An 11,833-nucleotide genomic window follows, 5' to 3' on the forward strand; every position below is an offset into this window, starting at 1 on the left:
TTGGTCGGCTGGGGCACAGGTACGTGCGCAGCCGCCGCAACGGCCGGGTGAASGGCGAAAGAGCGCCCCAAAACCTCGCCAGGCTCCCCATCAGCGCGCYTRCCGCACCGGCATGGCACCTCGGCGACGCGTTTCGCCTCCTGGACCCGGCGATCCTCAGGCGCTTTGCTCAGCAACYCTCTTCAGCCAAAAGTCAAAAGCTTCTCAGCCTCTGAGACATCGTCGAGTACCGTCGCGATGTCGTCGAGCAGCAGCAGCAGGCTGGTGGCCATTGGCGGCGTGCCGGCTCAGACGTCGCGCTTGAGGCGGATCTCCTCGATCTTCACGTCCCCGATGGCCGTGGTCTTGGCGGTCTTCATCTCGCGCTTGAAGCCGGCCAGTTCGTGGAAGCGCATGGCGCGGTCGTTGCGCAGCGGCACCCAGATCGTGACCTTGGTGCAGCCCTCTTCCTCGAGGCCGTCGCGCGCGGCATCCCACAGCGCGACGCCGACCCCCTTGTCCCAATGCTCGGGTTTGACGTAGATGGCCCAGATCTCGCCGGTGGTCGACGGCGTCTTGGGATCGCGCGAACGGTCGTAGCCGACGAAGCCGACGATCTCGCCATCGAGCACCGCGACCTGAACCTGCGGCTCGCTGAACTCGATGGCCTCGCGCCACTTGGCCTCGCGGGTGGCCGGCGCCAGGGCACGCAGCTGGTCTTCGGGCAGGATGCCTTCGTAGGCAGCACGGGCGGCGGCGGCATGGACTTCGGCGATGGCCTTGGCATCGCGCAGGGTGGCGGGGCGAACTTCGTAGTCGGACATGAATGCAGGAAGCGAATCGGTAAAAGCCATATTGTCGCCGCGCCGAACGCGCGGGCTAAACTTGCCGTCACATTCGCATTCGAACTACCCCGGAGAACCCCATGGCAAAGAGTCAGCAGCGCAGCACCAAGGAAGCCAAGAAACCGAAGAAGGACACTTCGCCGCCGAAGCCGCCGGGCGCCGCCATCGAGCCAGTGCGCACCATCACCACCGCGGTCATTCCGCGGGGCAAGCTCAAGAACAAGTGAGCCAGCCGTGAGCGGCGAGCCCGGCCCGAGCGCGCCGCCGCAGAAGCAGGCGCGCAATCCGCTGCACGGCCTCACCCTGGAAGCCATCGTGACCGCGCTGCAGGCGCATTACGGCTGGGCGGGACTGGGCGAGCGCATTCCGCTGCGCTGCTTCACCAGCGACCCGAGCGTGGCCTCGAGCCTCAAGTTCCTGCGCAAGACGCCATGGGCGCGGGAGAAAGTCGAAAGCCTCTATCTCTTCATGCTGCGCGACCAGCGCCGCCAGCGATCCGCCGCGCCGCGCCCCTGATGAAAGTCGACATCGCACCCGGTGGCTTCCACTTCGACTGCGACACCGGCGTCACGCTGCTGCAAGCCGCCGATGCGGCCGGCATCGAACTGCCGAGCTCGTGCCGCAACGGCACCTGCCGCACCTGCCTCTGCAGGCTGGTCGAGGGCAGCATCCGCTATCGCATCGAGTGGCCCGGCGTCAGCGCCGATGAGAAGGCAGAAGGCTGGATCCTGCCCTGCGTGGCCGAGCCGCTCGAGGACGTCAGGCTCGACGTGCCGTACGCCTTCTCTCATTTCTAGCCCCGCCTGACGAGGGTCCCGCTGCGCCAGCGACGGGAAGAGCCTGAAYCAGGCGAGCGCCACCAGCACGGTGCCRWCGCCGCCCGCCACCRCCGACCCGACCGGCCCGAGCAAGGCAGCGGTGGCGCCCGATTCGAACTCGCCGAGCTGGTTGCTGGCGCCGATGAAGATYGAATTGACCGCGCTCACGCGGCCCCGCATGGCATCGGGCGTCTCGAGCTGAACCAGCGTCTGCCGGATCACCACATTCACCATGTCGGCGCCGCCCGAGACCGCCAGGGCGATCAGCGAGACGCCGAAACTGCGCGACAGGCCGAACACCACCATGCAGAGGCCGAAAAGCCCGACCGCCAGCAGCAGAGTCCGGCCCACGTGCCGTTCGATCGGACGCCGCGTCAGCAGGATCGATGTCGCGAGCGCCCCCACCGCCGGCGCACCGCGCAGCAGACCCAGGCCCCACGGGCCGGAGTGCAGGATGTCCTTGGCGTAGATCGGCAGCAGCGCCACGGCGCCGCCGAGCAGCACCGCGAAGAGGTCGAGCGAGACGGCGCCGAGCACCGTCTTGCGATTCCAGATGAAGTCGACGCCGGCCAGCACGGTATGCAGCGTGACCGGCTCTCGGGCCGGCGGCAGGTGCGCGTAGCGCAGCCGCAGCGCCAGTACCGCCGCCAGCACGAAGAAGGCCACCGCGGCGCCGTACACCACGCCCATCCCGGCCACGAACAGGAGCCCGCCCAGGGCCGGCCCGCCGATGATGGCGCCCTGCATGCCGGCCGAACTGAAGGCCATCGCGCGCGGCAGCAGCATCGGCGGCACCAGCAAGGGCGTCAGCGCCTGCTGCGCCGGCATCTGGAAGGCCCGCACCGCGCCCAGCACCAGCGACAGGCCGAGCAACAGGCCGCGCGAGTCGTGTCTCACCTGCACCGCGAGCAGCAGCAGCAGGGCCACCGCGCCCTGCACCGAGAAGCAGGCGGCGACGATACGGCCGCGATGGTGGCGGTCGACCACATGGCCCGCGAGCARCGCCAGCAGCAGGGCMGGCACGAACTGGTAGAGGCCGACCAGCCCGAGGTCCCAGGCGCTGCCCGTGAGTTCGTACATGTGCCAGCCGATCGCGACCAGCAGCATCTGGCTGGCCGCGGTGCCGAACAGCCGTGCCACCCAGAGCCGCATGAAGGGCCGCTCGCGCGTGAGATCGGAAAAACGGGCGGAGCGAGCGGATGCGGAGGCGACTGACATTGACTTCGAGGATAGCCGAGGCTTCTAGACTCGTGCCTGCGATGACCGAACTGCAGCCGCTCCACGAAGACCCTCACCTGCTGGTGCTCGACAAGCCGGCCGGCCTGCTGTGCGTGCCCGGCCGCGGCGAGGACAAGCAGGATTGCCTGAGCGCCCGCGCCCAGCGGCAGTGGCCCGACGCGCTGGTGGTGCACCGGCTCGACATGGCGACCAGCGGCCTGGTGCTGATGGCGCGCAGCCCCGAGATGCAACGCGCGCTGGGTGACGCGTTCGCCGCCCGGCAGGTGCACAAGCGCTATGAGGCGATCGTCGACGGCCTGCTGGCGCCCGCCGACGACTGGTCGCTGATCGATGCGCCGCTGGCCGCCGACTGGCCGCGCCGGCCGCTGCAGAAGATCAACCCCTCGGGCAAGACGAGCCAGACGCGCTGGCGGGTCAAGCGTTCATTTCCCGAGCGCGACGCCACTCATCTGCTGCTGGAACCCCTGACCGGGCGCAGCCACCAGTTGCGGGTGCACCTGCTGTCGATCGGGCATCCGATCCTCGGCGATGCGCTGTACGGCACGGAGAGCGTGCGGCAACGCGCGCCGCGACTGCTGCTGCACGCCACCACGCTCGAGTTCAGGCACCCCGCCGATGGGCGTTTGCGCCGATTCGAAAGCGCAGCACCCTTCGATCAGGGCCTGTTCGGAGCCCGAGGGATCTAGTTCTCCCCGCGCACCACGAGCACGGGGATCTTGGCATCCTGCAGCACGCGCTGCGTGACGCTGCCGAGCAGCAGCTTCTCGATGCCGCTGCGCCCGTGCGAACCCATCACGATCAGGTCGGCGCCGATCGCGATCGCGGTGTCGACGATGCCCTCGTGCACCACATGGCCGTCGATCACGCGCTGGTCGCTGTGCAGGCCTTCGGCGGCCAGGGCGGCGACACCACGCGCCAGCGCGGCATTGGCGCTGCTGGTGGCGGCCGCGAGATATTCGTTCTGACCCAGCGCGTAGTCCGCGCCGACGCCGATGAAGGGATAGTTGTCCACCACATGGATGAGCGTGATTCGACTGCCGAACGCCAGTGCCAGCCCGCTGGCCTTGCTGACCGCGAGCATCGAGGCGTCGGAACCGTCGATCGGGACCAGGATGTGATTGAACATGGGCGGACCTCTTTCGTTCTCTACGGGGCTCGATCGCTCGAACCGGACCCCGAATTTACATCCAAGGCACGGCCATCGGTTGTAGGACGACTGCGGAGCGCTTGTCGCCGGTCAATCGCCCTGGAAATTGCCGGAGCGGCAGGTCACGACCAGCGTGTCGCGCCAACCCGGCTCGCCATCGACCAGGGGCTGGATCGGCGTCGACTCGTGGATCACGCGCGCATCGTCGAGCAGCATCAGCGTCCAGGGCTCGGTCAGCGTGAAGCGTTCGCCGCGACGGCCGCTGGCCTCGAACACGCGGGTCTCGCCGCCCTTGATGTTGTGGCGCCCCACCAGTGCCACCGCGACCAAGTCGACGCCGTCGCGATGCGCGCCCTCGGGTGTCGGCCGGCCGATGCCGTCGGCGGTGTCGATGCGGAACTGGTGAGCCTCCACGTACCAGCGCTGGGTGCCGCGCAGCCCGCTGGCGGCTTCGCCCAGCTGGCGCATCAGTTGCTGCCAGGCCGGCTGCGCCACGGTCGCCGCCTCCATCGGCGCGAACCAGCGCTGCATGCCGCCATGCAAGGCGTTGTATTCGACCGGCTGCCAGTGCGCGCGATGCGGCACCTGCTCGAGCGTGGCGCCGTCGACCGTGAAGCAGGCGTGGCGCCGGGTGCGATAGCGCCCGCCGTCCTTCAGGTAGTCGTCCGGCGGCAATTGGGCCCAATCGGTATGCAGGGCCTCGAGCTGCGCCAGCGGCAGGCCCAGCCAGTCGGCCACGCCCTGCGGGCTCAATACCGCATAGCCGTCCTGGCGCAGCGTGGGAACGAGTCGGTCGGGGGGCGTGAAAGGTGGACTGAACGCGAGGCTCACTCCGTCACCTTCACGCCCTTCCAGAAGGCGACGCGGTTCCGGACCATTTCGGCTTCGGGCTTGGGGTCGGCGTAGTACCAGGCCGCATCGGCATGCAGTTCGCCATCGACCAGCAGGGAGAAGTAGCTGGCGGTGCCTTTCCAGGCGCAGGTGGTCTTGTGGTTGCTGAAAGTCACGTGGTCGCGATTGAGCGATTCCATGGGGAAATAGTGGTTGCCTTCGACCAGCACCGTGTCGTCGCTCTCGGCCACGGTGACGCCGTTCCAAACTGCTTTCATCAAGGTTCTCCGGTGCCCGCCCAAAATTGGGGGCAGCACGCTATTGTGCCGCGGGCGCCTGCAACCAGTGGACGCTGAACAGGCGCTCGACATCGGTCCACACCGCGGCCGGCCGGAAGCCGGCTTTCACGGCCAGCGCGCGCAGGCCCTCGACCGTGAACTTGTGCGAGTTCTCGGTATGCAGCGTCTCGCCCTCCTCGAAGCTGAACCGCTGGCCGTCGAGCGTCACCTGCTGCGCCCGGCGGCTGACCAGGTGCATCTCGACCCGCCGCAGCGGCGAGTTGTAGAAGGCCGCATGCGTGAAGCCGTCGAGATCGAAGTTACAGCCCAATTCGGAATTGGCGCGCCGCAGCAGGTTGAGGTTGAAAGCCGCCGTCACGCCCTGCGCATCGTTGTAGGCGGCGTGGAGCAGCGCCGGGTCCTTGACGAGATCGACGCCCAGCAGCAGGCCGCCGCCGCGCAGCAGCCGGTGCGCGAGCTGGAGGAAGGCGAGTGCCTCGTCGGGCGAGAAGTTGCCGAGCGTCGAGCCCGGGAAGAAGCCCACACGCTGGCCGGCGCCCTTTGCGCGCGCCGGCGGCAGCACCAGCGGCATCGTGTAGTCGGCCACCACGGGCTGCACCGCGAGCCGTGGATAGTCGGCGCGCAGGCGCGCTGCGGCGGCCTCGAGATGGGCGCCCGAGATGTCGATCGGCACATAGCGCCGGGGCGACGCGAGCGCGCCGAGCAGCAGGCGCACCTTGGTCAGCGAGCCGGCGCCGAATTCGATGATCTCGGCGTCCGGCCCGATCTGGGCCGCGATCTCTTCGGCACAGTCGGTGAGGATGCGCAGCTCGGTGCGCGTCGGGTAGTACTCGGGCAGCTCGCAGATGCGGTCGAACAGCGCCGAGCCCTCGATGTCGTAGAAGAACTTCGGCGAGATGCTGCGCGCATCGAGGCTCAGGCCGGCGAACAGCTCGCGCGCGAAGTCGGACAGCGGCGCGGCCCGCTGCGCGGCGCGAAAGGCGTGGAGGTTGAAAGCAGGAGTGCCCATCAGAGGTCTTTCGCGAGCCGCAGCCCCGAGAACTGCCAGCGCGCGGCCGGCGGGAAGAAGTTGCGATAGCTGGCCCGCGAGTGCCCTCGAGGCGTCGCGATGCTGCTGCCGCGAAGCACCAGCTGGCCGACCATGAACTTGCCGTTGTATTCGGCCGCGATCCCGGCGAGCGGCCGGAAGCCCGGATACGGGTCGTACGACGAACGGGTCCATTGCCACACATGGCCGCTCATCTGGGTGATGCCGGGCGCGTCGTGCGCCGCCTCCCATTCGAACTCGGTCGGCAGCCGCGCACCGGCCCATTCGGCGTAGGCGGCGGCCTCGAAGAAGCTCAGCTGCGCCACCGGTGCCTCCGGCTCGAGGGGGCGCACGCCGTGGACGCCGAACACATGCCAGGCGGCCGGCACGCCTTGCCAGGCCAGGCGCGGATCGTCGGGCGCCAGCCAGTAGGCCGGCGCGCGCCAGCCCTGCGCCTGCACCGCGGCCCAGCCATCGGAGAGCCAGAGCTCCGGCCGCTGGTAGCCGCCATCGGCGACAAACTGTGCGTAGTCGCCGCAGCTCACGAGCCGGTGCGCGATCGCATGGGGCCGCAGCAGCACTGGGTGCCTCGGCGTCTCGTTGTCGAAGGCGAAGCCCGGCCCACCGTGGCCAACCTCGACCACCCCGCCCGGCTGAGGCAGCCAGCGCACCGGCGGCGTTGTCGAAGCCAGTCGCAGGGCCGGCCCGGCCGGTGCGCGATAAGCCGGCAGCAAGGGGTTGCACCACAGCGCGTGGAGGATGTCGGTGACGATCAGTTCCTGGTGCTGCTGCTCGTGCTGGAGGCCCAGCGTGAGGATCGGCTCGATGGTCGCCCAGTCGGCTTCCGCGGCGCGGTCCAGCAAGGCCAGCACAGCCTTGTCGACGTGGCGCCTGAAGTCGTGCACCTGCTCCAGCGACGGCCGTGTCAGCAGGCCGCGCTGGGGCCGCGGATGGCGCGGCCCCAGCGCTTCGTAATAGGAATTGAAGAGGTAGTGGAAGAGCGGGTCGAAGACCTGGTAGCTGCTCGCGTGTGGCTGGAGCAACACGGTCTCGAAGAACCAGGTGGTGTGCGCCAGGTGCCATTTGGTCGGGCTGGCGTCGGGCATCGACTGGATGCACTGGTCCTCGGCCGACAGGGACGCCGCCAGTTCGAGGCTGTGCACGCGCACGGCCTCGAAATGCTCGCGCAACGCCTCCGCCGCCGGCAGCTTCGGCCGGATCAGGTTCATGGGGTCTCCAAGTTTGGCTTGAACGCTTTTTAGCCCATGCAGACGGACAGGTGTCGTAGGACAAGGTCGCGCCGGGCGGGAACCGGGGCCCCGGCTCGGCAGGACGCGCCACTTTGGCACAACTCGCTGGCGGCTGCCAGAGTGCTGCGTATCATGCGGCGAATGAGCATCCCCCCGACGACGTCACCGGCTTCCGGCCGCCCCCGGGTCCTGATCCTCGGCTGCGGCTTTGGCGGCCTCGAGGCGGCGCGCAAGCTGCAGAAGGCCGACGTCGACATCACCATCGTCGACAAGACCAACCACCACCTGTTCCAGCCGCTGCTCTATCAGGTGGCGACCGCGGGCCTGGCGGCGCCGTCGATCGCGGCGCCGATCCGGCTGCTGTTCCGCAGCCAGCCCAACGTCACGACCCTGCTCGGCGAAGTCACGCAGGTCGATCCCGAGGCGCGCACGGCGCAGTTGGCCGACGGCAGCCGCCTGGCCTGGGACCATCTGATCGTGGCCGCCGGGTCGACCCACAGCTACTTCGGCAACGACGCCTGGGAGCCGATGGCGCCGGGCCTGAAAACGCTGGCCGACGCCTTCGAGATCCGCCGCCGCGTGCTGGTGAGCTTCGAGGCGGCCGAGGTCGAGACCGACCCGGCGCGGCGGCGCGCGCTGCTGACCTTCGCGGTGATCGGCGCCGGTCCGACCGGGGTCGAGATGGCCGGCACGCTGGCCGAGATCGCGCGCCACACGCTCGAGGGCGAATTCCGCCATATCGACCCCAGCAGCGCCGAGGTGCTGCTGATCGAGGGCGGCCCGCGCGTCCTGCAGGCGATGCCCGAATCGCTGAGCCAACGCGCGCTGGAGCAATTGCAGAAGCTGGGCGTGCAGGTGCGGCTGAACGCCCGCGTCACGTCCATCGACGCCACCGGGCTTGAGATCGCCTCGCCCTTCAGCGACGGCGGCGCCGGCCTCGGCAGCCACCGCATCGACTGCGGCTGCGTGATCTGGGCCGCCGGCGTCGCCGCGTCGCCGCTCGGCCGGATGGTGGCCGCGGCCACCGGCGCCGAGACCGACCGCGCCGGCCGGGTCAAGGTGCTGCCCGACCTCAGCCTGCCGGGCCGACCGGACATCAGCGTGGTCGGCGACCTCGCAGCAGCCATGAGCCACCAGCCCGGCAAGGAGCCGACGCCGGTCCCTGGCGTCTCGCCCGGAGCCAAGCAGATGGGGCGGGCCGCGGCCTCGAATATCCTGCACCGCATCGCTGGCCAGCCGAGCGAGCCGTTTCGCTACCGCGACTACGGCAACCTCGCCACCATCGGCCGCAATTCGGCCGTGGTCGACCTCGGCACGCCCTTCGGACCGCTGCGCTTCTCGGGCAAGCTTGCTTGGCTGTTCTGGCTGTTCGCGCACATCTATTTCCTGATCGGCTTCCGCAACCGCTTCGTGGTGCTGATGGATTGGGCCAGCGCCTACTGGAGCTTCCAGCGCTATGCGCGGGTGGTGGCCGACGTCCGCGCCAAGGAGAGGACCGAATGACACGCATCGAGCAGAAACTCCAGGACATGGGGCTGGCGCTGCCGCCGCCCGTGACGCCGCCGCCCGGCGTGCTGCTACCCTTCCCTCCGGTGCGCCTGCTGGGCCGGCGGGCGCTGATCTCCGGCCACGGACCGCTGGCCGCGAACGGCAGCTTCGCCGAGCCGCTGGGCAAGCTCGGGCGCGAGTTGACGGTCGAGCAGGGATTCGAGGCCGCACGGCTGACCGGCCTGGCCATCCTCGCCAGCCTGCAGCGCGCCCTCGGCGACCTCGACCGCGTCACGGCCTGGGGACGCGTGTTCGGCATGGTCAACGCGGCGCCGGGCTTCGTGCGGATGCCGGAGGTGATCAACGGCTTCTCGACGCTGATCCTCGAGCTCTATGGACCCGAGGCCGGTGCGCACGCGCGCAGCGCGGTCGGCATGGCCGAGCTGCCCTTCAACATCCCGGTCGAGATCGAGGCCGAGGTCGAGTTCATCTAGACGGAGCGAGTTCACAGTGTCCGAACGATCTTCTTCCGCCCCTCGCCACGGCCGTGCCGCCGCACCAGCGAACGAGACGCCAACGGCAGCTGAAGGCGGGCCCACGCGCAGGCGTTTGCGGCGCGAGCACTCGGACCTGCTCGAGACCCGCATCCTGGCAGCGGCGGTCGAGGAGTTCGCGGAGCATGGCTTCGCCGGTGCCCGCATCGAGCGCGTCAGCGCGACAGCCGGCACGGTGGACCGGATGCTGTACTACTACTACGGCAACAAGGAGCGCTTGTACCAGGCGGTGCTGGCAAAGATCTACGAAGACATGATCGGCGCGCAGCGCGAGTTCGTGACGCCCGACGACCCGGTCGAAGGAATGCGGCAACTGGTGCTGCACTCGTGGGACCACTACCAGGCGCACCCTCATCTGGTGCGCCTGCTGATGAACGAGAACCTGCTGCACGGCAGGCACATCCGGCAGTCGCCACAGGTGGGACGCACCGCGCTGCCGCTGGTGCATACGGTCGAGACCCTGCTGAAGAGCGGTCAGGCCCAGGGCGTGTTCCGGCACGACGTGTCTTCCGAGCACGTGCTCATGACTATCATGTCGCTCGGCTTCTTCTACGTCTCCAACCAGTACACCTGCTCGACCTGGATCGGCGCCGATTTGATGAGCCGGCCACGGCGTGCGGCATGGCGCAAGCACATCTGCGACGTGGTGCTGAGCATGCTCGCGACCCGCGACGCCCCGGTCCGGGGTCCCGTACCGCCCAGGACCCGGCGCAAGCCGGCTGCAGCCGCGAAGAAGTGATCGTCAGGCCGGCGCCGAGGCCGCCCAGGTCTCGCGAACGAAGCGCGCGATGGCCGCGTTCTGCCCGATCAGCGAAAAGCGCGCGTTGTGCGCGTAGTCGGGCAGGTTGATCATCTCGGTCGTGATCCAGCGCAGCGGCGAACCCGGGTGGCTGCGGTGATGGGCGAGCACCTTGCGAACGACCTCGCGTGTACAGGCAAGAGCCTCGGGTTGCCAGTCCGAATGCCATTCGCCGGCGGCCGGTGCGGCGAAGGGGTAGAGAATGCCGCGGCCCGGTTCGCCGCCTGCGTAAGGAAAGATCGAATGCTCGGGCACGGCCGCGACCGCGCTCCCGGGGTCGCTGATCGACCAGAGATTGCACGGCCCGTTTGGCGCCACGCTGCGCACCTGAAGCCAGCGCACGATGCCCAACTCGAGCCACTGGTCGACGAAGTTGCCGCTCTGGAACGGGTCCAGCACGGCGCGCCCCGCGGCGACATCCTGCGTCAGGCCGCAGATCGCGAGCTCGCGCGGATTGCCGATCTTGAAGATCGCATGGCTGTAGTCGAGCGTGAAGTGGAACGGGATGCCCCGGCGCCTGACGGCCTGCGCCACCGGCGCGACGCGGCGCGGGTCCTCGCTCCACATGTTGACGTGCAACTCGAAGGCCGGCTCGACGCCGAGCGCCATGCCCTCGTCGTAGGCGCGCAGGTAGAAGTCCACCACCTCGTCGTCGCCGATCGGGCGGCCGCCGGCGTCGTGCCAGTACAGCATGATGTTGTGCGTGCCGGCACCGACCTCCGCGGCCAGGCGAAACTTCTCGGCCAGCAGCGCCTCGTCGCGGCCGAGCGCATAGAACCAGCTCGCGGTATGCACCGGGAGGCCGTAGCGCTCGATGCAGCGCCGATAGGCGTCGACCTGCCCCGGCATCGGCAGGCGATCGAAGAAGTCGAAGGCGCCGGCGTCGCGCACCAGCCTGAACTGCTCGTCGATCGGCGGCTCGGCCAGCGACACCGGCGCCTCGAGCGAAGAGGCCTGCGCGCCGCGGCCGTTGCAGCCGATCAGCGGCAAGACAGCGACGCTCATGGCGCGCTGCGCAGCTTGCGGACCTGCTCCTCGGGCGGCTGCAGCTTGGCGCCGTCGATGTAGGTGCCCGAAGGCATCACGCCCTTGCCGTCCTGGACTGCCGTGCGGCCCACGAAGATGCCCAAGGTCGACTGGTTGTCCTGCGGCCTGAAAACGACCGGGCCGAAGGGCGAGCCGAACTGGAGCCCCTTGAAGGCGGCGACCAGCTTCTCGGTGTCGGTCGAGCCGGCCTTCTGGATGCCGGCCGCGATCGCCTTCACGGTGGCGTAGCCGACGATCGAGTYCAGCCGCGGGTAGTCGTTGTATTTCTTCTGGTAGGCGGCCAGGAAGGCCTTGTGCTCCGGCGTGTCGATGTTGGCGTAGGGGTAGCCGGTCACGATCCAGTTGACGGGAGCGTCGCTCTTGAGCGGGTCGAGATACTCGGGCTCGCCGGTCAGCAGACTCACGACGTCGCGGCCCTCGAACAGGCCGCGGGTTTTGCCTTCGCGCGCGAGCTTGGTGAGATCGCTGCCGAACATCACGTTGAAGATCGCGTCCGGCTTGGCGTCGGCC

15 protein-coding genes and 1 pseudogene are annotated in these 11,833 nt (G+C 69.1%); 7 read left to right on the forward strand and 9 right to left on the reverse strand.

The window, feature by feature from the left end; genetic code table 11:
- Window positions 1-287: 287 nt before the first annotated feature.
- Complete coding sequence (locus tag AC1DY5_RS24125; protein ID WP_478115458.1) at window positions 288-803, reverse strand: N-acetyltransferase family protein; 516 nt, start codon at window positions 801-803, stop codon at window positions 288-290.
- Window positions 804-904: 101 nt separating this feature from the next.
- Between AC1DY5_RS24125 and AC1DY5_RS24130 the strand changes: the two genes are divergently transcribed.
- Genes AC1DY5_RS24130 through AC1DY5_RS24140 form a run of 3 tightly spaced genes read left to right on the forward strand, consistent with a single transcriptional unit; the run spans window position 905 to window position 1,621 of the window.
- The gene (locus AC1DY5_RS24130) at window positions 905-1,051 is read left to right on the forward strand and encodes a hypothetical protein (RefSeq protein WP_286522844.1); all 147 of its coding nucleotides are present in this window, start codon (window positions 905-907) and stop codon (window positions 1,049-1,051) included.
- 7 nt (window positions 1,052-1,058) lie between these two features.
- Window positions 1,059-1,340 (forward strand): VF530 family protein, encoded by a 282-nt coding sequence (locus AC1DY5_RS24135; RefSeq protein WP_478115460.1) that lies wholly within the window; start codon window positions 1,059-1,061, stop codon window positions 1,338-1,340.
- A complete protein-coding gene (locus AC1DY5_RS24140) occupies window positions 1,340-1,621 on the forward strand; it encodes a 2Fe-2S iron-sulfur cluster-binding protein (RefSeq protein ID WP_478115480.1) in 282 nt (93 codons plus the stop codon). Before AC1DY5_RS24135 ends, AC1DY5_RS24140 begins: the two co-directional genes overlap by 1 nt.
- 15 nt (window positions 1,622-1,636) lie before the next feature.
- On the opposite strand, the pseudogene AC1DY5_RS24145 reads toward AC1DY5_RS24140, so the two are convergent.
- Window positions 1,637-2,860 (reverse strand): annotated as a pseudogene (locus AC1DY5_RS24145) (MFS transporter); the annotation flags it as partial.
- 41 nt (window positions 2,861-2,901) lie between these two features.
- Between AC1DY5_RS24145 and AC1DY5_RS24150 the strand changes: the two are divergent.
- Window positions 2,902-3,567, forward strand: a complete 666-nt coding sequence (locus AC1DY5_RS24150) for an RluA family pseudouridine synthase (RefSeq protein WP_478115462.1) — start codon at window positions 2,902-2,904, stop codon at window positions 3,565-3,567.
- Here AC1DY5_RS24150 and AC1DY5_RS24155 read toward each other — a convergent pair.
- The 5 genes from AC1DY5_RS24155 to egtB all read right to left on the reverse strand — a co-directional run bounded on the left by AC1DY5_RS24155 (window position 3,564) and on the right by egtB (window position 7,414).
- Window positions 3,564-4,007 (reverse strand): universal stress protein, encoded by a 444-nt coding sequence (locus AC1DY5_RS24155; protein ID WP_478115463.1) that lies wholly within the window; start codon window positions 4,005-4,007, stop codon window positions 3,564-3,566. The two genes, AC1DY5_RS24150 and AC1DY5_RS24155, sit on opposite strands and share 4 nt — an antisense overlap.
- Window positions 4,008-4,118: 111 nt before the next feature.
- On the reverse strand, window positions 4,119-4,859 hold the full coding sequence (locus tag AC1DY5_RS24160) for a 2OG-Fe dioxygenase family protein (RefSeq protein WP_478115465.1): 741 nt from the start codon (window positions 4,857-4,859) through the stop codon (window positions 4,119-4,121).
- The gene (locus tag AC1DY5_RS24165; protein ID WP_478115466.1) at window positions 4,856-5,137 is read right to left on the reverse strand and encodes a DUF427 domain-containing protein; all 282 of its coding nucleotides are present in this window, start codon (window positions 5,135-5,137) and stop codon (window positions 4,856-4,858) included. Before AC1DY5_RS24165 ends, AC1DY5_RS24160 begins: the two co-directional genes overlap by 4 nt.
- A 40-nt stretch (window positions 5,138-5,177) precedes the next feature.
- The gene (gene egtD / locus AC1DY5_RS24170; protein ID WP_478115468.1) at window positions 5,178-6,167 is read right to left on the reverse strand and encodes an L-histidine N(alpha)-methyltransferase; all 990 of its coding nucleotides are present in this window, start codon (window positions 6,165-6,167) and stop codon (window positions 5,178-5,180) included.
- The gene (gene egtB / locus AC1DY5_RS24175; protein WP_478115470.1) at window positions 6,167-7,414 is read right to left on the reverse strand and encodes an ergothioneine biosynthesis protein EgtB; all 1,248 of its coding nucleotides are present in this window, start codon (window positions 7,412-7,414) and stop codon (window positions 6,167-6,169) included. The genes egtD and egtB overlap by 1 nt, the downstream gene beginning before the upstream one ends.
- Window positions 7,415-7,576: 162 nt before the next feature.
- Between egtB and AC1DY5_RS24180 the strand changes: the two genes are divergently transcribed.
- From AC1DY5_RS24180 to AC1DY5_RS24190, 3 genes are all read left to right on the forward strand, one after another.
- Window positions 7,577-8,938 carry an NAD(P)/FAD-dependent oxidoreductase gene (locus AC1DY5_RS24180; RefSeq protein ID WP_478115472.1) on the forward strand — a complete coding sequence of 454 codons (1,362 nt, stop codon included), beginning with the start codon at window positions 7,577-7,579 and terminating at the stop codon, window positions 8,936-8,938.
- Window positions 8,935-9,417 (forward strand): RidA family protein, encoded by a 483-nt coding sequence (locus AC1DY5_RS24185; protein WP_478115473.1) that lies wholly within the window; start codon window positions 8,935-8,937, stop codon window positions 9,415-9,417. Before AC1DY5_RS24180 ends, AC1DY5_RS24185 begins: the two co-directional genes overlap by 4 nt.
- A gap of 115 nt (window positions 9,418-9,532) precedes the next feature.
- Window positions 9,533-10,216 (forward strand): TetR/AcrR family transcriptional regulator, encoded by a 684-nt coding sequence (locus AC1DY5_RS24190; protein ID WP_478115475.1) that lies wholly within the window; start codon window positions 9,533-9,535, stop codon window positions 10,214-10,216.
- 3 nt (window positions 10,217-10,219) lie between these two features.
- Here AC1DY5_RS24190 and AC1DY5_RS24195 read toward each other — a convergent pair whose 3' ends face one another.
- Together AC1DY5_RS24195 and AC1DY5_RS24200 are read right to left on the reverse strand one after the other, a co-directional pair.
- On the reverse strand, window positions 10,220-11,281 hold the full coding sequence (locus AC1DY5_RS24195; protein ID WP_478115476.1) for a sugar phosphate isomerase/epimerase family protein: 1,062 nt from the start codon (window positions 11,279-11,281) through the stop codon (window positions 10,220-10,222).
- The coding region (locus AC1DY5_RS24200) for an ABC transporter substrate-binding protein (RefSeq protein WP_478115478.1) at window positions 11,278-11,833 on the reverse strand (556 nt) is incomplete at its 5' end. The genes AC1DY5_RS24195 and AC1DY5_RS24200, both read right to left, overlap by 4 nt.

The organism is Variovorax sp. P4_D9 (genome assembly GCF_056401695.1).